General features: G+C 70.7%; 19 protein-coding genes. 11 read left to right on the top strand and 8 right to left on the bottom strand.

Going from position 1 to position 20,685, the window contains the following annotated elements:
- The first annotated feature begins 2 nt into the window (after positions 1-2).
- The 3 genes from LUX31_RS36155 to LUX31_RS36145 all read left to right on the top strand — a co-directional run bounded on the left by LUX31_RS36155 (position 3) and on the right by LUX31_RS36145 (position 3,002).
- Positions 3-932 (top strand): N-acetylmuramoyl-L-alanine amidase, encoded by a 930-nt coding sequence (locus LUX31_RS36155; protein ID WP_235479518.1) that lies wholly within the window; start codon positions 3-5, stop codon positions 930-932.
- A 109-nt stretch (positions 933-1,041) separates the two neighbouring features.
- Positions 1,042-1,887: a DUF5336 domain-containing protein gene (locus tag LUX31_RS36150; protein ID WP_235479517.1), complete on the top strand. Its 846-nt coding sequence runs from the start codon at positions 1,042-1,044 to the stop codon at positions 1,885-1,887.
- A 104-nt stretch (positions 1,888-1,991) separates the two neighbouring features.
- Positions 1,992-3,002 (top strand): LLM class F420-dependent oxidoreductase, encoded by a 1,011-nt coding sequence (locus tag LUX31_RS36145; protein WP_235479516.1) that lies wholly within the window; start codon positions 1,992-1,994, stop codon positions 3,000-3,002.
- Between the two features lie 12 nt (positions 3,003-3,014).
- Here the strand turns inward: LUX31_RS36145 and LUX31_RS36140 are convergent, their stop codons facing one another.
- From LUX31_RS36140 to LUX31_RS36130, 3 genes are read right to left on the bottom strand one after another with little or no spacing between them, the layout of a single operon-like run.
- Complete coding sequence (locus LUX31_RS36140) at positions 3,015-3,803, bottom strand: hypothetical protein (RefSeq protein ID WP_235479515.1); 789 nt, start codon at positions 3,801-3,803, stop codon at positions 3,015-3,017.
- Positions 3,790-5,364: a vWA domain-containing protein gene (locus LUX31_RS36135; protein WP_235479514.1), complete on the bottom strand. Its 1,575-nt coding sequence runs from the start codon at positions 5,362-5,364 to the stop codon at positions 3,790-3,792. Before LUX31_RS36135 ends, LUX31_RS36140 begins: the two co-directional genes overlap by 14 nt.
- Positions 5,361-6,605, bottom strand: a complete 1,245-nt coding sequence (locus tag LUX31_RS36130; protein ID WP_235479513.1) for a substrate-binding domain-containing protein — start codon at positions 6,603-6,605, stop codon at positions 5,361-5,363. Before LUX31_RS36130 ends, LUX31_RS36135 begins: the two co-directional genes overlap by 4 nt.
- A 167-nt stretch (positions 6,606-6,772) precedes the next feature.
- Here LUX31_RS36130 and LUX31_RS36125 point away from each other — a divergent pair, with 167 nt between their 5' ends.
- Positions 6,773-7,063 carry a hypothetical protein gene (locus LUX31_RS36125; RefSeq protein WP_235479512.1) on the top strand — a complete coding sequence of 97 codons (291 nt, stop codon included), beginning with the start codon at positions 6,773-6,775 and terminating at the stop codon, positions 7,061-7,063.
- Positions 7,064-7,163: 100 nt separating this feature from the next.
- Here the strand turns inward: LUX31_RS36125 and LUX31_RS36120 are convergent, their stop codons facing one another.
- Genes LUX31_RS36120 through LUX31_RS36110 form a run of 3 tightly spaced genes read right to left on the bottom strand, consistent with a single transcriptional unit; the run spans position 7,164 to position 10,407 of the window.
- Positions 7,164-8,234, bottom strand: a complete 1,071-nt coding sequence (locus LUX31_RS36120) for a prenyltransferase (RefSeq protein WP_235479511.1) — start codon at positions 8,232-8,234, stop codon at positions 7,164-7,166.
- Positions 8,231-8,965 carry a class I SAM-dependent methyltransferase gene (locus LUX31_RS36115; RefSeq protein ID WP_235479510.1) on the bottom strand — a complete coding sequence of 245 codons (735 nt, stop codon included), beginning with the start codon at positions 8,963-8,965 and terminating at the stop codon, positions 8,231-8,233. The genes LUX31_RS36120 and LUX31_RS36115 overlap by 4 nt, the downstream gene beginning before the upstream one ends.
- Positions 8,959-10,407 carry a glycosyltransferase family 4 protein gene (locus LUX31_RS36110; RefSeq protein WP_235479509.1) on the bottom strand — a complete coding sequence of 483 codons (1,449 nt, stop codon included), beginning with the start codon at positions 10,405-10,407 and terminating at the stop codon, positions 8,959-8,961. The genes LUX31_RS36115 and LUX31_RS36110 overlap by 7 nt, the downstream gene beginning before the upstream one ends.
- Positions 10,408-10,692: 285 nt before the next feature.
- Between LUX31_RS36110 and LUX31_RS36105 the strand changes: the two genes are divergently transcribed.
- Positions 10,693-11,355, top strand: coding sequence for a TetR family transcriptional regulator (locus LUX31_RS36105; RefSeq protein ID WP_235479508.1), 663 nt, complete (start codon positions 10,693-10,695; stop codon positions 11,353-11,355).
- A gap of 464 nt (positions 11,356-11,819) precedes the next feature.
- Here the strand turns inward: LUX31_RS36105 and LUX31_RS36100 are convergent, their stop codons facing one another.
- Entirely contained in the window at positions 11,820-12,053 is a 234-nt protein-coding gene (locus LUX31_RS36100; RefSeq protein ID WP_235479507.1) for a ferredoxin, read from the bottom strand.
- Positions 12,054-12,058: 5 nt separating this feature from the next.
- Complete coding sequence (locus LUX31_RS36095; protein WP_235479506.1) at positions 12,059-13,516, bottom strand: aldehyde dehydrogenase; 1,458 nt, start codon at positions 13,514-13,516, stop codon at positions 12,059-12,061.
- 214 nt (positions 13,517-13,730) lie between these two features.
- On the opposite strand from LUX31_RS36095, the gene LUX31_RS36090 reads away from it, so the two are divergent.
- From LUX31_RS36090 to LUX31_RS36065, 6 genes are all read left to right on the top strand, one after another.
- A complete protein-coding gene (locus tag LUX31_RS36090; protein WP_235479505.1) occupies positions 13,731-14,768 on the top strand; it encodes an MBL fold metallo-hydrolase in 1,038 nt (345 codons plus the stop codon).
- 270 nt (positions 14,769-15,038) lie between these two features.
- Positions 15,039-16,268: a prenyltransferase/squalene oxidase repeat-containing protein gene (locus LUX31_RS36085; protein ID WP_235479504.1), complete on the top strand. Its 1,230-nt coding sequence runs from the start codon at positions 15,039-15,041 to the stop codon at positions 16,266-16,268.
- Positions 16,268-16,897, top strand: coding sequence for an SCO2322 family protein (locus tag LUX31_RS36080; protein WP_235480181.1), 630 nt, complete (start codon positions 16,268-16,270; stop codon positions 16,895-16,897). The genes LUX31_RS36085 and LUX31_RS36080 overlap by 1 nt, the downstream gene beginning before the upstream one ends.
- Entirely contained in the window at positions 16,890-18,086 is a 1,197-nt protein-coding gene (locus LUX31_RS36075) for an energy-coupling factor transporter transmembrane component T (protein ID WP_235479503.1), read from the top strand. The genes LUX31_RS36080 and LUX31_RS36075 overlap by 8 nt, the downstream gene beginning before the upstream one ends.
- On the top strand, positions 18,083-19,846 hold the full coding sequence (locus tag LUX31_RS36070; RefSeq protein ID WP_235479502.1) for an ABC transporter ATP-binding protein: 1,764 nt from the start codon (positions 18,083-18,085) through the stop codon (positions 19,844-19,846). Before LUX31_RS36075 ends, LUX31_RS36070 begins: the two co-directional genes overlap by 4 nt.
- A complete protein-coding gene (locus tag LUX31_RS36065; protein WP_235479501.1) occupies positions 19,807-20,667 on the top strand; it encodes an ECF transporter S component in 861 nt (286 codons plus the stop codon). Before LUX31_RS36070 ends, LUX31_RS36065 begins: the two co-directional genes overlap by 40 nt.
- Positions 20,668-20,685: the final 18 nt, after the last annotated feature.

The raw sequence follows: 20,685 nt of genomic DNA, 5'->3' as shown, positions 1-20,685 counted from the left end.
ACGTGTCGTACGCAGGCCCCGGCTTCGAGCCGCCCCAGCCCCCCGGTTCCCCCCGGTCCCTCCTGCGCCGCCCCCTGGCCGTCGCCCTCGCCGTGCTGGTGGTGAGCGGGTCGGGCGGGTGGCTGGTCTGGCAGGCCTTCGCCGACGACGGGGGTGACGGCAAGGGGCGCGTCGAGTTCAGCGGGGAGTACGTGCCCCTGAGCCCGACCATGTATCCCGGCGACCCCGCAACCACCCCTGCCGCACCCCTCACCGGCAAGGTCGTCGTCGTCGACCCCGGACACAATCCCGGGAACTTCAAGCACACCGCCGAGATCAACCGCAAGGTGGACATCGGTACGAACTCGAAGGAGTGCGACACCACCGGTACCGCCACCAACAGCGGTTATACGGAGGCCGAGTTCACCCTCGATGTCGCGCGGCGGCTGCGGACCGTGCTCGAACAGCAGGGCGCCACGGTCAAGTTCACCCAGGACGGCGACCGGACCCCCGACCGGGCCTTCGGGCCCTGTGTGGACGAGCGGGCCCGGATCGGGAACGTCGCGCGCGCCGACGCCGTCGTGTCCATCCACGCGGATGGGAGTTCGGCCGGTAATCGGGGGTTCCATGTGATCCTGCCGGGGGCCGTGCACGAGGGCGACGCCGATACCCGGCCGATCGTCGCCTCCTCCAAGGTTCTCGGGGAGGACATCAAGGACGGGTTCGTCCGCGAGACCGGCTCCGCGCCCTCCAACTACATCGGTGACGGCACCGGTCTGGACACCCGTACGGACCTCGGCGGTCTCAATCTGTCAACGGTTCCGAAGGTGTTCATCGAGTGCGGCAACATGCGCGACAGCGCGGACGTGGCCCTGCTGACCAGCGGGACCTGGCGGGAAAAAGCCGCTCAAGGGATCTCTGAAGGAATCGTGAGTTTCCTGCGCGGTTCGTGATCAACGCGTGCATCCCGGCGGACAGCCCGCTCGGACGGACGATAATGTCGTGCCCCTACGAACGATCGATTGACGACGACACGACCTACGAAGGACCTGAGGACCTGAAGTGAATATCCGCTCCCTCACTCGAGGCGACGGCGTGGTGATCGGAGCAGCGGTGTTGCTGTTGATCGCGTCGTTCCTCGACATCTACTCCGTCGACGGTGCCACGGGCCTCGACATGCCGAGCGCCTGGGCCAGTGGACCGGTCCTGCTGGGCGTCGTCCTCGCGGGTCTCATCGGCGCCGCGCTCGTCGTGGTGTCGCACGGTCTGCCGCAGGTGCCCAAGGTCGCGGGCGTCGACCTCGGCCAGTTCGGTGTCGCCTTCACCGTCTTCGCCGCCTGGAGCGCGCTCGGCAACGTCTTCGACCCGGCGGGCGGCGCCAACAACGTCGGTGACAGCGCCAGTTCGGGCCCGGACGCCGGCACCGGTCTGATCCTCTCCCTCGTCGCCACGGTCGTCATGGCGGCCGCCGCCGTCGCCACCCCGCTGGTCCCGGCCCTGAAGGGCGCCCTGATCGGCGCCCCCAAGCCGCCCGCCCCGCAGCCCTACGGCGGTCAGCCCTACCCCGGTGGCCAGCCCCAGGGCGGCTACGGCTACCCGGGCGCCGGCGCGCCGCAGCAGCCGTACGGCGGCCAGCCGCAGGCCGGTCAGCCCTTCGGCGCCGGAGCCGGTGCGAGCGCCGGTCAGCAGCAGGCGCAGCCCCCGGCCGCCGACTTCTCCCCGTTCTGGTTCGCCGTGCCGGTGCCGCGTCCGCTGTTCGCGGAGGACGGTTCGTCGGCGCCGATCGCCGAACTGGCCCCCGGTACCTGGTACCTGGCCGTCGAGCAGCGCGGCCAGGGCCTCATCGCCCAGACGCAGGACGGCCGCCGTGGCGTCCTCCAGGACACCTCCGGCATCCAGCGCGGATAACTCCTCGCGAGCTTGCCTCGGCCCCTTGCTCTTCCGGGCGAGGGGCCGTTGTCGTACAGTCGCCGCCAGCTCTCCCACATCTGACGTATCGTCAGGAGGCAGGCATGCGGCTCGGTCTCGCGCTCGGCTACTGGGGGCGCGGCCCCTCCCTGGACCATGTTCCGCTCGCCCAGGAGGCCGAACGGCTGGGCTACGACTCCGTGTGGACGGCCGAGTCCTGGGGCTCGGACGCCTTCACCCCGCTGACCTGGATCGCGGCGCAGACGTCAAGGATCAAGCTGGGTACGGCTGTTGCCCAGATGGCGGCCCGGTCGCCAACGACCACCGCCATGCACGCCCTCACCCTCGACCACCTCTCCGGCGGACGTGTCCTCCTCGGGCTGGGGCTGTCCGGTCCGCAGGTCGTCGAGGGCTGGTACGGCCGCCCGTTCCCGAAGTCGCCGCTCACCGCGACCCGGGAGTACGTGGACGTCGTACGCCAAGTCCTCAGGCGCGAGGCACCCGTTGAGGTGTCCGGACGCTTCCACTCCCTGCCTTACGACGGGCCGGACGGGACCGGTATCGGCAAGGCCCTCAAGTCCATCACTCACCCCTTGCGTCCCCAACTCCCCATCCTCCTCGGCGCGGAGGGGCCGAAGAACATCGCCCAGACCGCCCGTATCGCCGACGGCTGGCTGCCCCTGTACTGGTCCCCGCTCCGCGCCGAGGCGTACGAGGAACCGCTGAGCGGGGCTCGGGAGGGGTTCCTGGTCGCTCCCATGGCGCAGGCCCGTGTCTGCTCCGACGTCTCCGAAGGGCTGTTGCCCGTCAAGACCATGCTCGGGTTCTACATCGGCGGGATGGGGCACGCGGCCCGTAACTTCCACGCCGATCTGATGGCGCGCATGGGGTACGAGGAGGAGGCCCGGCGGATCCAGGAGCTGTTCCTCGCCGGGCGGCGCGAGGAGGCCGTGCTCGCCGTGCCGGATGCCTTCGCCGACGAGATCTCGCTCGTCGGGCCGCGTGAACGCATCGCGGAGCGGCTGGAGTTGTGGCGCAAGGGGCCGGTGACCGACCTGCTCGTCCTCTCCCCCGACCCGCACACCCTGCGCGTCCTCGCCGACCTCAACTCCTGAACTCCTGGTCCCCTAGCGGAAGATGGCGATCGGGTCCAGCGTCAGTTCCCCCGTCTCCCGGTCCCACGTGCGCACCTTGCCCAGGCAGCGCGCTTGGAACGCCCCTGTGTAGTAGTCCGCGTTGCGGAACTCACCCCGGCCCTCGGACTCGTCGCAGGTGATCTTCACATGGGCGGCCGGTGAACCCTCGTACCGCGCCCGCAGGACGACGTCGCCGCTCTCCGTACGGCGGGCCGAGAACAGGCCGGTGACGGAGACGAACTCCGTCATGACCGCGCTCAGCGGGACCGTCCCGATGCCACTACTGGAGTCGGTGCGGTCGCGCAGCGCCTCCGTGAGGGTGCCGTTGGGGAGGAGGCGGCCGGTGGTGAGGTCGGCGTCGACGACGACGTCCTCCTTGCGCATCGTGTCCATGAGCACCCGGATCACCATGATGGGCGTGCTCTCCCGGATGAACCGGATGACGCGCTCCTTGGCGACGTCCCGGTGGGCGTTGATGCCGAGGAGGCCGAGGGTTCTGCCCCACAGGCCGAAGCCGCCGTTGACGTTGATCTTGTCGGCGACCTCCTGTTCCAGGGCCTCCGAGAAGCCGCCGGCCTGGTAGATGTCCATCACGCGCTGCTTGTGCAGGTAGAAGCACATGCCGAGGTTGGTGCGGCCGACGCCCCGGCGCCGTCTGCGCAGCCAGCCGCTGTCGACCAGCGCGTACCGGAGCAGGACGGCGCAACTGACCGCCGTCACCGCCCAGACGACCAGCCACGGCCACCACTGGCTCCACCACTGACTCTCAGTGACACCCACGGATCTCCTTGAACGCGTCGGAGAGCGAGGAGAGTCCGGCGTCGACCATACGGCCGCCGGTCGCGTCGGCGGCCTTCTTCAGGGCGGCGGCGTCGGCCTCTCCGAAATGGACGGGGAAGGTGGGCACCTCACGTGCGTCGGGGCCCAGTTGGCGGTGTCGGCGCAGGAACTCCTCGTACCCGATACCGGCGTTGCTCTCACCGTCCGTCATCAGCACGATCGACACCGGCCGTCGGGGTTCCTCGCGCACCGCGTCGGCGGCGATGCGGTAACCCCGGTCGAGGGCCGACCAGACGGCGGTCGCGTCGGCGAAGTCCCCTTCGGCGACAACCTTGTTGAGGGTACGGAGATCGCCGTCGCCCCGGACTGTGACGGTGCGTTCCTCCAGTACGCGGCCCCCGAACCGTACGACGGTCAGGCGCTCGCCCCGGTAGAAGCGGGCGAACTTGCCGGTGGAGGTGGCGTCGGCGCCGCTGAGCCCGGCGAAGGCGGCGCGCAGCCCGGCCATCCGTTCGCCGCGCATCGAGCCCGAGAAGTCGAGCACGAACACGACCTGGTCGGCGGTCGCGCTCGCCGGATCGCCGTAGTCGTCGACGAGTCGCTCGACGATGGACAGCTTGTCGGGGAAGGAGAGGGCGTTGCCGACGTCGGCGCGCAGGCGTGCGGAGGGCTCGACGTCCTGGTTCACCGGGCGTCGGTACGTGCGTCGCATCAGCTTCTTCTGTACGTCGGCGCTCTTGAGCCAGTCGACCACCCTGACGTACGCGGAGTGCTGTTCCGGGTCGAGCAGGAGGAGCGGGAAGTCGGACAGCACCATGCCGTCCTCGGGGTAGACGATCTCCAGGGGCTGGGTGAGCTTGCCGCCGGCGTTCAGGGAGAGCAGTTCGGACTCGTGGGCGATCAGCGCGTTTGCGGCGCCCTGGTCGTCGGCGTAGGCGTCGATCAGCTCGCGTGAGCTGGCGCCGGTGAGGGTCTGGCCCGAGCGGAAGCCGCGCAACCGGTCGCAGGACACGTCCTGTTGGCGCAGGGCCCCGCCCGTCCCGGCCGCTGCCGTGGCCACGCCGACGAGGGCCGCTCGGCCGGTGTCGCTGCGCCGGGGGTCGGCCATCCCGAACCGTACGGTGCCGTCGGCGGCGGCGTCGGCGATGTCCGCCCAGGAGAGCCGTCCGCCGGGGACATCCGCCCGTACCTTCTTCGCGACCTCGGGGGTGAGGCCGACGACGACGGGTGAGCGCATGATGGCGGTCGACTCGGGCCGGGTCTCCTGGCCGCCGGACTCCTGGAGGCGCAGCAGGAACGAGCGGTCCGAGGCGGGCCAGGCCAGGTCGTAGGTGGAGCCCGAGGAGGCCGCGGTCAGGTCGGCCGTCGCCTTGTACCGCATGTCCAGCTCGACGCCGGTGTCCTTCTTCAGCTCGGCCAACAGCGGGGCCAGATCGGCGAGTTCGGGGCTGGCGAGGACGGTCAGGGTGATGTCGTCCTCGCCCTGGGTGCAGGACGAGGTGAGGGTGCCGAGGAGGGCCAGGGCGAGACAGACGGTCGCGGCCCGGGCAACGCGCCTCACGGGGCGGCCTCTTCGGAGGCCTCGCAGTTGCCCACGTAGTTGATGATCTGCTCCAGGACGTTCAGGTCGGGTATGTCGACCTTGGTCTGGTCCCTGTTGCGGGCCGGGACCTGTATCTCGTGTTGGCGGAGGTACGCGTTGAGCTGTTCGCTACTGCCCTCCTCGCCGGAGAAGCGGACGCGGAAGCCCAACTCGGTTGCCCGCTGGCGCAGTTCGGTGTCGGTCTTGATGATCTCCACGAGCCGGTCGCCCTCGTCGGTGAGGCCGATGAGCTGGGGCTCGGTGAGGGCGTAGGGCGTGGGGTAGAGCAGGACGCGTTCGGTGTCCTGCTTCTTGTGCTTCTTGTAGTAGGCGAGTTGGTGGGCCAGGAACTGGTGCTCGTAGATCACCGCGATGGGCGCGATGCTCTCGCCCTCGCCGGAGAAGTAGCTGTCGGCCTGTTCGTCGGCCCACATGCCCTGGAGGTTGATCAGGGGTTTGACCTGCTTGGCGAGGTCGAGCACCTGATCCTCGGCCACCGGCACGCGCTGCTTGTTCTGCACGAAGGAGAGGATGCTCAGATAGGTGCCGGCGGAATTGGACTCGCACACGCTGGAGGTGCGGACGAGGACCCGGCCGCCGTTGCTCTCACCCTTGTTGACGGTGCTGAAGCCTATGGCGTTCCAGGTGTCGGCGGGCCCGGCGCCCTTGTCGGCGCCCTCGCCGTCCAGCAGTTCGGTGAACTTGTCCATGTCGAGGTTGTAGTAGAGCGTGTCCCCACCGGACTTCTGGGGCTTGGCGACGCCCTGAGCCTCCAGCGTCTCGGCGTAGTCCCGGAACGTGGCCAGCACCAGCGGGGTGACGAAGGGGCGCACCGAGTCCAGCGTCCGGTTCTCCTTGTCGAGGATGATCATCGCGGCGGGCTGGCCGGACGGGAAGACCACGTCCATGCCCTTCAGGGACTGCTGGGCGATCCCTCGTGACCCGAGCCGCTGGATCTCGACACGGATGCCGTGCTCGAGCAACAGCCGCTGCACTTCGGGGTCTTTGAAGTAGTCGGACTTGGAGGCCATCTTGGCCTGGATGGTCGTGATGCGTTCGAACGGCCGCAGCGTGTTCCCGGAGACCAGCAGGGAGATCAGTCCGGCCAGGGCGAGTGGCATCGCGACGACGACATGGCGTGGGAGGCGGCGTCTGGCTCTGCGACGGCGGGTCGTGAGTCTCGGTTCCTCGATGACGGTCGGTCTGCTCTCGTCGGACACCGCTGTCCCTGCCTCTCCCCCGGGTGAAGGATCATCAGGTACGGCGTCGAACGCAGCCTCCTGGAATCCTCAACTCCAGCCGAACGGGGGGCAAACGGCGGCTGTCCCCACCGCCTTCTTCCCTTACCGTCCTGGTTTCATCCTGGATTCGAGGGCACCCGAAGGACATGTCCCCTGAAACTCGCCGCAGTGCGAACCGGGCCGGCGCGATCTTCGCCGTCGCCGCTGACATCTTGGCCCTCATTCTTGGGCTCTGGATCCTGATGTACCTGCTGGACGCCGACCGCGCCAACGACTTCGTGGAGTTCGTCCACGACGCGGCCACGTGGCTTGCGGGCTGGTCGTACGACCTCTTCACCTTCGACGAGCAGTGGGCGCGGGTTGTCGCCGGGTACGGACTGGCCGCCGTCGTCTATCTGTTCGTGGGCCACGCCCTCGCCCGAGTCGGCCGTCACTGAGGGAGCCCGTCCGGGCGAGCCGCGCCCCAAAGGGGCGCGGGGAACTGCGCGACCAGCCACGAAGCACCCGCACCCGAAAGCGCACCTTCCCGCCGGGCGGTCACCCGCAGCAGTCGGGGTCCAACCCCGTAGGCAACAACTCGCCGCCGAACACCGCACAAGTCGCCTCATGACCGCCCAGCGCCGCGACAGCGAGCAGCAGTGAACCCGCCGTCCACGTGGTGAGTTCACGCGGCCAGATCTGCCGCGCGTCGAACACGTACCCCGTCCAGTACAGCCCGCTGTCCGCATCGCGCAGATGCTGGATCGACTGCAAAATCTCCAGCGCCCGATCCGACTCGCCCACCGCCCAGAGCGCCAGGGCGAGTTCGGCCGACTCGCCGCCGGTCACCCACGGGTTGGGCACGACACAGCGCACCCCGAGTCGGGGGACGACGAAGCGCTCCCAGCCCTCCTCGATACGGGACTTGGCCTCCGTACCCGTCAACGCGCCACCCAGGACCGGGTAGTACCAGTCCATCGAGTAGCGGTCCTTGTCGAGGAACCGCTCGGGGTGCCGGCGGATCGCGTGCCGCAGCGCGCCCACCGCCAACTCCCAGTCGGGCTGCGGCTCTTCACGTTCCTCGGCGATGGCGAGCGCACAGCGCAACGCGTGGTGGACCGACGAACTCCCGGTCAGCAGCGCGTCCTTGAGGCCGGTGCCGTCGTCCTCGCGCTTCCACCCGATCTCACCGCCGGGCTGCTGGAGTTGGAGCACGAACTCGACGGCGGCGAAGACCGTCGGCCACATCCGGTCCAGGAAGGTGTCGTCGCCGGTGGCGAGGTAGTGGTGCCAGACGCCGACGGCTATGTAGGCGACGAAGTTGGTCTCCCGGCCCCGGTCGGTGACGGCGTCCGCGTCCCCGTCGGCGTACGCCGCGTACCAGGAGCCGTCCTCGGTCTGGTGGGCGGCCAGCCACAGGTAGGCCCGCTCGGCGGCCTCGTGCTCGCCGGCCGCGTCCAGGGCCATCGCGGCCTCGGTGTGGTCCCACGGGTCGAGATGGTGCCCCCGGAACCACGGAATGGCCCCGTCCTCCCGCTGCTCCGCGAGGATCCCGCGGACGGTGACGGCGGCCTGCTCGGCGGTGAGGACCCCGGGCAGGACGAGGTGTTCTGTCCGGGGCGTCGTCACTTTGCTTCCACCAGGGGGAGGTGCGGCTTGGTCGCGTACGCCACGAAGCTCTTGCCGATCACCGGGTTCAGCGCCTGCTCGGCGACCCGGGTGGCCAGCGGCTTCTTCATGATGTCCCAGACCAGCAGCTTGTGGTACGCGCGGACCGGCAGCGCCTTGTCGTTGTCGACGCCGAACGCGCACTTCAGCCACCAGTACGGCGAGTGCAGCGCGTGGGCGTGATGGGTGCCGTACGGCTTGAGCCCGGCTTCCCTGATCTTCGCGAGCAGTTCGTCCGCCTTGTAGATGCGGATGTGGCCGCCCTCGACCTCGTGATAGGCGTCGGAGAGGGACCAGCAGACCTTCTCGGGCCCGTAGCGCGGCACGGTGATCGCGATCCGGCCGCCGGGCTTGAGCACCCGGACCATCTCGGCGAGTACGCCCTTGTCGTCCGGGATGTGCTCCATGACCTCGGAGATGATCACGACGTCGAAGGACTCGTCGGGGAACGGCAGTGCCAGGGCGTCGCCCTCCATGGCCGTCGCGGTGGCCCCGGCGGGTGCCTCGCCCGCTTCCTGCATCGCCGCGAACCACTTGGCGACCTCGCGGAGTTCCTCCGCGTTCTGGTCGAGCGCCACGACCTGGGCGCCACGCCGGTAGCACTCGAACGCGTGCCGGCCGGCTCCGCAGCCGAGGTCCAGGACGCGGTCGCCCGGGGCGAGCGGGAACCGGGTGAAGTCGACGGTCAGCACGGGGTCCTGCTTTCGCGGTCGGGGGTCACGGTGGGGGGTGCCGCGGAGCGGCTGGGTGGCCTGGGCGCGGAGCGGGCCGAAGGGGGGTTCTGGGCCGCGGAGCGGGCCATTGCCTCGCGGTAGTGGGCTGCCGTGCCCTGTGCCGCTCGGGCCCAGGTGAAGCGGGTCAGTACGCGCTCACGGCCCGCCCGGCCGAGGCGCGCGCGCAGTTCGGGGTCGGCGAGGAGCGTGGCCAGGGCGGTGGCCAGGGCTCCGGGGTCGCCCGGGGGTACGGAGAGGCAGGTCTCGCCGTCGGGGCCGGCGACCTCGGGGATCGCTCCGCCCGTCGTGGCGACCAGGGGCGTACCGGTGGCCATCGCCTCCGCCGCCGGGAGCGAGAAACCCTCGTACAGGGACGGTACGCAGGCGATCTCCGCCGAGCGGACCAGGTCGACGAGTTCGGCGTCCGAGATGCCCTTGACGAACTCGACGGCGCCTTCGAGGCCGTACCGCTCGATGACCTGGGCGACGGGTCCGTCCTCGGCACGCTTGCCGACGACCACGAGGTGTGCGGCGGGGTGTTCCGTACGTACCTTTGCCAGCGCCTCGACGAGGAACACCAGCCCCTTGAGGGGAACGTCCGCGCTGGACGTGGTCACGATGCGGCCCGGTACCTGTCGTACCGCCGGGTCGGGTGAGAAGAGGTCGGTGTCGGCGCCGATGTGCACGACGTGGATGCGCTCGTCCCGTACGCCGAGATGGTCGACGATCTCCTGACGGGACGTACCCGAGACGGTGAGCACGGAGGGCAGCCGGCGCGCGACCCGCTTCTGCATACGCGTGAAGCCGTACCAGCGCCGTACGGACATCCGGCGACGCAGACCCTCGGCGGCGTCCAGCTCCAACTGCCGGTCCACGGTGATGGGGTGATGGATCGTCGTGACGAGCGGGGCACCGATGTCGCCCAACAGGCCGTACCCGAGCGTCTGGTTGTCGTGGACGACGTCGAACTCACCACGCCGGGCACGGAGTTGGCGGCGGGCACGGAGGGAGAAGGTGAGCGGCTCGGGGAATCCGCCGGTCCACATCGTGGCGACTTCGAGGGCGTCGATCCAGTCGCGGTACTCGTCACGCCGGGGATTGCGGAAGGGGTCCGGGTGGCGGTAGAGGTCGAGGCTTGGGAGCTCGGTGAGGACGGGGTCGGGGCCGGGATCGGGGTTGGGGCTGGGGCCCGTACCGGCTGTGGATCCGTCGAGTACGTCCAGTACGGGGTACGGCTGGGAGCCGATGACCTCGACGCGGTGACCGAGCCGGGCGAGTTCGCGCGAGAGATGGCGTACGTAGACGCCCTGGCCGCCGCAGAACGGGTTCCCCTTATACGTCAGAAGCGCGATGTTGAGCGGTCGCTCGCCGTCCGCGGCAGGATCCCCCAGAGGGCCCGCCTCGCTGGCCTCAGCGGTCACTCCCGGCCCCCTTCTGCCCGCGTTTTCCCGCGAGACTACGTCGGGACGCTAATCTAGAACAAGTTTCAGACTTGATCGTTCAGGAGGCTCCGAATCTACCGGCAGGCACCTCGGCTGTGAGCGGTGGATCAGGTGATTCGCGCCACGGCGGACGCACGACGCGGACGTGCCATGCTGACTGATCACTGACTTGTCGCTGACTGACCGCTGACTGCTTGCTGACTGCTTGCTGAGAGATGACTGCCCGATCGCCGCGCGATCACCGACTGTCACGGAACGGGACCCATGCCTGCCGACGCGAAGGTGGAAGCACGTACGGCGCGACCGAGTTCGCCGCCGCCCTCCGCTCCGCTCACCGAGCGGCAGGAGGCCCGCAGGCGCCGGATCCTGCACGCGAGCGCGCAGTTGGCCGCGCGGGGCGGGTTCGACGCGGTGCAGATGCGGGAGGTCGCGGAGTCCTCGCAGGTCGCGCTCGGCACGCTGTACCGGTACTTCCCGTCGAAGGTGCATCTGCTGGTCGCCACGATGCAGGACCAGTTGGAGCATATGCACGGCACACTGCGGAAGAAGCCGCCGACGGGGGAGACGGCGGCGGAGCGGGTGGCGGAGACGCTGATGCGCGCGTTCCGCGCACTCCAGCGGGAGCCGCATCTCGCGGACGCGATGGTGCGGGCGCTGACGTTCGCGGACCGCAGTGTCTCCCCGGAGGTCGACCAGGTCTCGCGTCAGACGACGGCGATCATCCTGGACTCGATGGGGCTGGGCGAACCGGGCTCCGGCCACCCGACCCCCGAGCAGCTCTCGGCGGTCCGTGTCATCGAACACACCTGGCACTCGGCACTGATCACGTGGCTGTCGGGGCGGGCGTCGATCGCCCAGGTGAAGATCGACATCGAGACGGTGTGCAGACTGATCGACCTGACGGGCCCCGCCGGGAAGGGCCCCTGAGGCTTCTTCCGCCCCCGCCGCCCCTACCCGTCCCATCCCTGGGGGCTGCGCCCCCAGACCCCCCTTTCGGCCTGAACGGCCTCGTCCTCAAACGCCGGACGGGCTAGGTGGGGGTGCAGGCGGGTGGGTGGGGCGCGCTGAACGGCCTCGTCCTCAAACGCCGGACGGGCTAGGTGGGGGTGCAGGCGGGTGGGTGGGAAAGTCGCGCTGAACGCGCTTGTCCTCAAACGCCGGACGGGCTGGAGGGTGCCGGCCAGTGCTGAAGTGTGGCGGGGGCGGGGAAAAGGGTGGGCTGAGCGCGGTTGTCCTCGAACGCCGGTCGGGGGTTGCTCTTTTAGCCCGTCCGGCGTTTGAGGACAAGGCCCGTTCAGGGCCGGAGCGGGGGTCTGGGGGCGGCAGCCCCCAGAAGGATGGGACGGGTAGGGGCGGCGGGGGCGAGACAAACTACGTCAGCCGACGCGCCCTCACTCCTCCGGCGGAAACACCGCCTCCCCACCCTCCACCAGCGTGATCATGATCGCCTCCACCGGACAGTTCTCCGCCGCCGCCAAGACGCTCTCGTTCGCGTCCGTGTCCGGTTCCACCGGATGGGACTGCATCCCGGTGTCGAGGCGGAAGCCGGCCGGGGCCCGGTGGACGCACTGGGCCGAGCCGATGCAGAGCGAGCGGTCGACCTCCACGTGCCAGCGGTCGCCCATGGCCGCTATCCCTCCCAGCCGGCCGGGAGATGGATCATCTTGTGCTCCAGGTACTCCCCGAACCCCTCGGGCCCGAACTCCCGCCCCAACCCCGAGTTCTTGTAGCCGCCGAACGGGCCGAGCATGTCCAGGCTGAAGGTGTTGACGGAGTACGTTCCCGTACGGACCTGCCGGGCGACCTCGATGCCGTGGGCGACATCCGCCGTCCACACGCTGCCGCTCAGCCCGTAGTCGGAGTCGTTCGCGATCTTCACCGCCTCGGTCTCGTCGCCGTACGGGAGCAGGCAGATGACCGGGCCGAAGATCTCCTCGCGGGCGATGCGCATCGAGTTGTCGACGTCGCCGAAGAGGGTCGGTTCGACGTACCAGCCCCGGTCGAGGCCCGCGGGGCGGCCACCGCCGGTGAGGATCTTCGCGCCCTCCTCCTGGCCGATACGGATGTAGTCGAGGTTGCGCTGCTGCTGGCGCCGCGCGACGAGCGGCCCGACCTGGGTCGCCGGGTCGAGCGGATCGCCGACCACCAGCGCGCTCGCCGCCTGGGTGAAGGCGTCCGCGAACTCGTCGTAGCGGGAACGCGGGAGGAGGATACGGGTCTGGGCCACACACGCCTGGCCGTTGTTCATCCAGGCGGCGGAGACGATGCCGGGGACGGTGGTGTCGAGGTCCGCGTCGGGGAGCACGATCGCCGCCGATTTCCCGCCCAACTCCAGGGTCACCCGGGTGAGTTGACGGGCCGCTACCTCCATCACGCGCTTGCCCGCCGCGACCGAGCCGGTGAAGGCGACCTTGTCGATGCCGGGGTGTCCGACCAGGTACTCGCTCACCTCTCGGTCGGCCGGGAGGATCGACAGCACGCCGGACGGCAGTCCTGCCTCCTTCGTTATCTCCGCGAGGATGTACGCGTCCAGGGGCGACTCGGGCGACGGCTTCAGGACCACCGTGCAGCCGGTGAGCAGCGCGGGCGCGAGCTTGGCCGCCGCGACGAACTGCGGGACGTTCCAAGGGACTACGGCCGCCACGACCCCGACCGGCTCGCGGCGGACGAGAATCTTCCCCAGCACCCCGTCGCGTGACTCCTCGTACGTGAAGTCGCGCGCGACGGTGATCGCCGAGTCCCACACCATCATCGCGCCGAGGGCCTGGGCGAGGACGCTCCAGGAGTACGGGGAGCCGTTCTCGGAGGAGATGACGCGGGCGATCTCCTCGTGCCGTACCAGGATCGCGTCCTTGATGCGGGTGACGACGGCGAGCCGCTCGTCGAGGGTCATGCGCGGCCAGGGTCCCTCGTCGAAGGCGGTGCGCGCGGCGGCGACCGCCCGGTCGACGTCGGCCGTGGAGGCGTGCGGCACACGGCCGATGACCTCCTCGGTGTGCGGGGAGATGACCTCGATGACGTCCTCGCCGAGGGGATCGGTCAACTCCCCGCCGATGAACAGCTGTCCGTGTTCCACGAGTTCGGTCATGGCCGACTGCCTCCCCGGGGACCGTCTCTGACGGTTCGTCAGATAGATACGGAGACAGTTACCAGTTCCCTCCTGAGGAGTCCACAGCGCTCACACCACTACACACCACCACGAGGTAAGTGACTTGGGCTCCCATTGAAACTGGTTCTAGTTATAGTTGCGAGGCAGTCGACCGCAGCCGGCCGCGACACGGCCGGGGGAATCGGGGGAGCCCATGACACAGGTGTCGACGCAGGTGACCGATCACGGCGGGGGCGTACGGTCGATCAGGGTCCCGATCCCGGACAATCCCCTCGGCTACACGCTGGTGTACGTCGTCGACACCGACAGCGGACCGGTGCTCGTCGACACGGGCTGGGACGACCCGCTGTCCTGGGACACCCTCGCCGAGGGCCTGGCCGCCTGCGGCACCTCGACCGCCGAGATCCACGGCATGGTGATCACCCACCACCACCCGGACCACCACGGCCTGTCGGGCCGGGTCCGTGAGGTGTCCGGGGCGTGGATCGCGATGCACGAGGCCGACATCTCCCTGGTCCGGCGGACGCGGGAGAACCGGGCCGAGCGCTGGTACTCGTACATGACGGCGAAGCTGGCGGCGGCCGGAGCCCCCGAGGACCATGTGGCCACCCTGCGCAGGACCCCCCTTGGCATCCTGCCCGGCTTCTCCCCCGCCCTCCCCGACCGCGAGATCGTCCCCGGCGAACTCCTCGACCTCCCCGGCCGCCGGCTGCGCGCGATCTGGACGCCCGGCCACACCCCGGGCCATGTCTGCCTCCACCTGGAGGAGGCCCACCCGGCCCAACTCCCGGGCAACGGGCGCCTGTTCTCCGGCGACCACCTCCTCCCCGGCATCACCCCGCACATCGGCCTGTACGAGGACCCCGACGACACGACGGTCGCCGACCCCCTCGGCGACTACCTCGACTCCCTGGAACGCGTCGGCCGCCTCGCCCCTGCGGAGGTGCTCCCGGCCCACCGCCACGCCTTCCCCGACGCGACGACCCGCGTACGGGAACTCCTCGACCACCACGACGAACGCCTCGTCGGCCTTCGCGCCCTCCTCACCACTCCCCTCACCCCCTGGCAGCTCGCGGAACGCATGGAGTGGAACCGCCCCTGGGCCGAAATCCCCCCGGGGTCAAGGAACATCGCGGTCTCGGAGGCCGAGGCCCACGTCCGCCGCCTGGTCAAACTCGGCCAGGCGGAGGCGGTGACGGGGAGCGAGCCGGTCACGTACGTGGCGGTGTGACCTCGGTGCCGTTTTCACCGGCCGGTACAGTGGCCAGGTCGTCATCACACCCGTACGGGGGGAAGCCGGTGCAATTCCGGCGCTGACCCGCAACCGTGAGCGGCCCGGTCATCGGCTGGGGCTGTGAGCCGGATTGCCTCGTACGGACCGTGACCGGCTCGCGTCACCGGCGGTCCGCCGGTGTACGGCACCGTCGAGGCATACGGAGCCGAGCCGCCCGGGGTGTCCCGTGCTGCCCGTCTCCCCGCAGGGAGAGGCATCCCGCCGATCATGAATGTCCGCCGCAGCGCCGCGGCTTTGGCCGTCATCGCCGTCGTCGTCTCCGCCATCGCCGGGGGCGGGTCGGCGTCCGCCGCCTCTCCGTCCCCCTCGGCCTCCGCCCTCCCCGCCGGGTTGTACGGCACCTCCGATCCCACCTACGACGGTGTCTGGCGCCAGTCCCTCGCCCTGCTCGCCCAGGACACGGTGGGGGTGAAGCCTGCCGCCTCGGCCGTGAAGTGGCTGGCTGGGCAGCAGTGTGCCGACGGTGGGTTCGCGGCCTTCCGGAGCGATGCCGGTTCGGCGTGCGGTGCCAAAACCCTTGTCGACACCAACAGCACCGGCGCCGCCGTCCAGGCGCTCGCCGCCCTCGGCGGGCAGGACGCCGTGGTCGGCAAGGCCGTCACCTGGCTGAAGTCCGTGCAGAACGCGGACGGTGGCTGGGGATACGCGGCCGGTGGCGCCAGCGACGCGAACTCCACCTCCGTGGTCGTCGGGGCCCTCGCCGCCGCCGGTGAGAAACCCGGCGGGGTCGTCAAGGGTGGCAAGTCGCCGTACGACCTGCTCGTGAAGTTCGCTCTGCCGTGCGGCGGCGGGAGCGGCGGGGGTGCCTTCGCCTATCAGCCCGACAAGAAGGGCAAGCTCGTCGCCAACGCCGATGCGACGGCTGCGGCCGTGGTCGGCGTGCTGGGGAAGGGGTTCGGTGGGGCGGCGGCCGGGAAATCGGCCGACACGTCTCTGACCTGTTCGCAGTCCGCCTCCGCCGAGCCTGCGCAGGTCGCTCGCAACGGTGCCGCCTATCTCGTACAAGCCCTCGCCAAGGACAAGCACCTCACCTCCGCGCTGGCCGGTGCCGAGGACCAGCCCGACTACGGGAACACCGCCGACGCCGTCGTCGCCCTGGCGACCGTCGGTCAGGGTCAGCGGGCCGCCGGTGCGTTGGACTGGCTGGAGGGCAACTCCGCGCAGTGGGCGAAGCAGGCGGGGCCTGCGGCGTACGCGCAGTTGATCCTCGCCGCCGGCGCAGGGGCCGCCGATCCGCGTGACTTCGGCGGGCGGGATCTGGTGAGCCTGCTCAACGCGACGGGGCCGACGCCAGTGTCCCCGTCTCCCTCTTCAGCGGCCTCCGCCAAGGACAGCGACAGTGGGTTCGGGACGTGGTGGACCGTCGGTGTGTTTCTCGTCTCCGGTATCGGGATCGGGTTTCTGCTCAGTGGGCAGCGGAAGAGGCAGCAGCCGTGATGCGGCGCCGGGTGCTGCCGCTGACTCTGGTCGTGCTGCTCAGTTGTCTCCTCGCGAGCGTCGGGCCCGCCCAGGCCGCCGGTTACCGCTACTGGTCCTTCTGGGAGCGCAGCGGCGATGCGTGGACGTACGCCACGGTCGGGCCGTCCACCGGCGTTCCCTCCGACGGTGACGTCCAGGGGTTCCGGTTCGCCGTCAGCCAGCAGTCGAAGGACGCCGCCCAGCCTCGCGGCGGTGCCGTGTTCGGGGTCGTCTGTGCGCGGACGCCCGCCCAGGACGGGCGGAAGCGGGTCGCGCTCGTCATCGACTTCGGTACGTCCGCCGACGCGCCGGTCGGTGAGAGTCCGCCCGCGACGCGTACGGCGTGCGCCCGTGTGTCCCCCGACGCGACCACGGCGGATGCCCTCGCGTCCGTGGCCGAGCCGCTGCGGTACAACTCCGGTGCGTTGCTGTGTGCGATCGCCGGGTATCCGCGCGTGGGGTGCGGCGAGGTGGTGTCGGCGGGTGAGTCCGTCGGGGGCACGGATTCGGGCAGTGGCCCGTCCGTGGGTCTCTTCGCCGGTGTTGCCGTTGTCGTGCTGCTTGGTGCGGCGGCGGTCTGGCAGACGCGGCGCCGCAGGCATGTCTGAGCGCTCTGGTGGGTGGGTTGTTCTTTGGCCGCGGGGCGGTGGGGGCTGGTCGCGCAGTTCCCCGCGCCCCTGTCGGGGCGCGAGCGCCTCCTCCATCCATCCCGGTGCCTGGTGGGTCTGGTCGCTCGGGCTCGGTACCGCCGCCACCCGTACCACCAACCCGCTTCTCCTCGGCCTGCTCATCGCCGTGGCCGGGTACGTCGTCGCCACGCATCGCACCGACGCTCCCTGGGCGCGTTCCTACAGCGCCTTCGTCAAGCTCGGGCTGGCCGTGCTTGTCATTCGGCTCGGCTTCGCCGTCGTTCTCGGCTCCCCTATCCCGGGCTCGCACGTCCTCGTCACGCTCCCCGAACTCCCGCTCCCCCACTGGGCGCAGGGGGTGCGCGTCGGGGGGCGGGTGACCGCCGAGGGGCTGGTCTTCGCGCTGTACGACGGTCTGCGGCTGGCCGCGCTCCTCATCTGCGTCGGCGCCGCGAACGCCCTCGCGAACCCGGCCCGGCTCCTCAAGTCCCTCCCGGGCGCGCTGTACGAGATCGGTGTCGCCGTCGTCGTCGCCCTCACCTTCGCGCCGAACCTCATCGCGGACGTCCAGCGGCTGCGCGCCGCCCGTCGGCTGCGTGGCCGTCCGGACCGTGGTGTACGGGGCCTGCTGCAGGTCGGACTCCCGGTCCTGGAGGGCGCGTTGGAGCGGTCGGTCGCGCTGGCGGCGGCGATGGAGGCACGCGGATACGGCCGTACAGCCGAGGTCCCGGCCGCTGTCCGCCGTACGACCGCCGCGCTCACCCTGGGCGGCCTGCTCGGCGTCTGCGCGGGCACGTACGGGCTGTTGACGGCGGCGGGCGGTACGTACGGGCTGCCGGTGCTGCTGGCCGGGCTGGCGGCGGCGCTGGGCGGGCTGTGGCTCGGGGGCCGGCGTTCGCTGCGTACGCGGTACCGGCCGGACGTGTGGGGCGTACGGGCGTGGCTGGTCGCGGGGTCGGGGGTGTCGGTGGCGACGCTTCTCGTCCTCGCCTCCGTCAGCTCCGGCGGCTCGGCGGCGCTGCATCCCGGTGTCGTACCGCTCGTCTCCCCGACCCTGCCGCTGTGGCCTGCGGCGGCGGTGCTGTTGGGCCTGCTCCCGGCCTTCGTCGCCCCAAGTCCGCCTGCCAGTAGGCCAGTCGAGCCCATCGCCGTGAAGGAGCCGTCGTGATCCGCTTCGAGGACGTCTCCGTCACGTATGACGAGGCACCCGAACCCGCCGTCCAGCACGTCGACTTCGAGGTGCCCGAGGGTGAACTCGTCCTGCTCGTCGGGCCGTCGGGGGTCGGCAAGTCGACAGTTCTGGGTGCCGTCAGCGGTCTCGTGCCGCACTTCACCGGGGGCACCCTGCGCGGGCGCGTGACGGTGGCGGGCCGGGACACCCGTACCCACAAACCACGTGAACTCGCCGACGTGGTCGGCACGGTGGGCCAGGATCCGCTCGCCCACTTCGTGACGGACACCGTCGAGGACGAACTCGCCTACGGCATGGAGTCGTTGGGCCTCGCCCCGGACGTGATGCGCCGCCGGGTGGAGGAGACCCTGGATCTGCTGGGCCTGGCCGAGCTGCGCGACCGCCCGATCGGCACGCTCTCCGGAGGCCAGCAGCAGCGGGTGGCGATCGGCTCGGTCCTCACGCCGCACCCGAGGGTCCTGGTCCTCGACGAGCCGACGTCCGCGCTCGATCCGGCGGCTGCGGAGGAGGTGCTGGCGGTCCTGCAGCGCCTGGTCCACGACCTCGGGACGACGGTCCTGATGGCCGAGCACCGGCTGGAACGGGTCGTCCAGTACGCCGACCGCATCGCCCTCCTTCCCTCCCCCGGCGCCGCGCCCGTCGTCGGCACCCCGGCGGAGGTGATGGCGTACTCGCCGGTGTACCCACCCGTGGTCGCCCTCGGCCGCCTGGCGGGCTGGTCCCCGCTGCCCCTGACCGTCCGCGACGCCCGCCGCAGCGCCGGGGAGCTGCGGGAGCGGCTCACGGACCGCCCGTACCCGGCGCATACGCCAACTCCCGTACCGGCGGCGGCAGTCGAGACACCCGCATCAGCGCCTCGCCGCCTCTTCCGCAGAACCACAACTCCCGTACGAGAACCCACACTTGACCCCACCCCCACCCCCACCCCCACCCCCACCACGCCTCGCCGCCTCTTCCGCAAGACCCCGCCGCCCCCAACGGCCCTTTGCCCGGCCGAAGTCGACGCGTTGACCGTCCACCGGGGCCGCGTCGAAGCGCTGCGGCGCGTCACCCTCACCGTCTCCCCGGGCGAGACGGTCGCCCTGATGGGTCGCAACGGCGCCGGGAAGTCCACGCTCCTCGGCGCGCTGGTCGGGCTCGTCGAGCCGGCCGCCGGGTCGGTGCGCGTCGGGGGCGCGGTGCCGCATCGGACGGCGCCCCGGGATCTCGTACGCCGCGTGGGTCTCGTACCGCAGGAGCCACGTGACCTGCTGTACGCGGACACGGTCGCCACCGAGTGCGCGGCGGCCGACGCGGATGCGGGCGCCGGGGCGGGGAGCTGCCGGGCGCTGGTCTCCGAGCTGCTGCCCGGCATCACGGACGACACGCACCCGCGTGACCTGTCCGAGGGCCAGCGGCTCGCGCTCGCGCTGGCCGTCGTACTGACAGCCCGGCCGCCCCTGCTACTCCTCGACGAGCCGACCCGGGGTCTCGACTACGCGGCGAAGGCCCGCCTGATCGGCATCCTGCGCGGACTGGCCGCCGAGGGCCACGCGATCATGCTGGCCACCCACGACGTGGAACTCGCCGCCGAGCTGGCCCACCGGGTCGTGATCCTGGCCGACGGAGAGGTGGTCGCCGACGGCCCGACGGCGGAGGTTGTCGTGGCATCACCGTCCTTCGCACCCCAGGTCACCAAGATCCTGGCCCCACAACGATGGCTCACGGTCGCACAGGTCCGGGAGGCCCTCCAGTGAACGGCACCGGCAAGCCCCGCCCCGTCCGGCTCGGGCCACGCTCGACCGCTGCCCTCGTCCTCGTCGGTGCCGTCGGTGTGGTGGGGTTCGGGTGGCCGTTTCTTGCGCCGCCCGCTTCCGCTGTGAGTGCGCATGCGCAGGACGCGCCCTGGCTGTTCGCCGGGTTGCTTGTGCTGCTCGTCGCGGTGGTCGCGGCGACGATCTCCGAGTCGGGGCTCGGTCCGAAGGCCGTGGCGATGCTCGGTGTGCTGGCGGCGGCCGGGGCGGCGTTGCGTCCGCTGGGCGCCGGTACGGCCGGGCTGGAGCCCATGTTCTTCCTGATGGTGCTCAGCGGGCGGGTGCTGGGACCCGGTTTCGGGTTCGTTCTCGGCTCGGTGACCATGTTCGCGTCCGCGCTGCTCACGGGCGGGGTCGGGCCCTGGATGCCCTTCCAGATGCTCGCGATGGGCTGGTTCACGATGGGCGCGGGGCTACTGCCGGGCGCGGAGCGGCTGCGCGGTCGGGCGGAGCTGGTTCTGCTCGCCGCCTACGGCTTCCTCGCCGCCTTCGCCTACGGCACGGTCATGAACCTGGCAGGCTGGCCCTTCATGGGCGAGCTGGCCTCGAACATCGCCTTCGCGCCGGACGCGCCGGTGCCGACGAACCTGGCCCGCTTCGTCACGTACTGCCTGGCGACCTCCCTCGGCTGGGACCTGGGGCGTGCGGTACTGACCGTCGTACTGACGATCACCCTCGGCACGACCGTCCTCAAGGCACTCCGGAGGGCCACACGGCGGGCCGCCTTCGAGAGCCAGGTCACTTTCGACGCGCCCGGCGCGTGAAGCGGCCCACAGGACGCA

This window comes from Streptomyces sp. GQFP (assembly GCF_021545335.1).
GTDB lineage: Bacteria > Actinomycetota > Actinomycetes > Streptomycetales > Streptomycetaceae > Streptomyces.
The sequence above is the reverse complement of the archived record's forward strand: the minus strand, read 5'-3'. Positions and strand labels throughout refer to the sequence as shown.

Coding starts and splice junctions, on each gene's coding strand:
- LUX31_RS36065 (WP_235479501.1), top strand. CDS start 19,807: ATGGCTCACGGTCGCACAGGTCCGGGAGGCCCTCCAGTGAACGGCACC.
- LUX31_RS36075 (WP_235479503.1), top strand. CDS start 16,890: ATGTCTGAGCGCTCTGGTGGGTGGGTTGTTCTTTGGCCGCGGGGCGGT.
- LUX31_RS36100 (WP_235479507.1), bottom strand. CDS start 12,053: ATGGGCGACCGCTGGCACGTGGAGGTCGACCGCTCGCTCTGCATCGGC.
- LUX31_RS36095 (WP_235479506.1), bottom strand. CDS start 13,516: ATGACCGAACTCGTGGAACACGGACAGCTGTTCATCGGCGGGGAGTTG.
- LUX31_RS36125 (WP_235479512.1), top strand. CDS start 6,773: ATGTCCCCTGAAACTCGCCGCAGTGCGAACCGGGCCGGCGCGATCTTC.
- LUX31_RS36080 (WP_235480181.1), top strand. CDS start 16,268: ATGCGGCGCCGGGTGCTGCCGCTGACTCTGGTCGTGCTGCTCAGTTGT.
- LUX31_RS36085 (WP_235479504.1), top strand. CDS start 15,039: ATGAATGTCCGCCGCAGCGCCGCGGCTTTGGCCGTCATCGCCGTCGTC.
- LUX31_RS36090 (WP_235479505.1), top strand. CDS start 13,731: ATGACACAGGTGTCGACGCAGGTGACCGATCACGGCGGGGGCGTACGG.
- LUX31_RS36105 (WP_235479508.1), top strand. CDS start 10,693: ATGCCTGCCGACGCGAAGGTGGAAGCACGTACGGCGCGACCGAGTTCG.
- LUX31_RS36145 (WP_235479516.1), top strand. CDS start 1,992: ATGCGGCTCGGTCTCGCGCTCGGCTACTGGGGGCGCGGCCCCTCCCTG.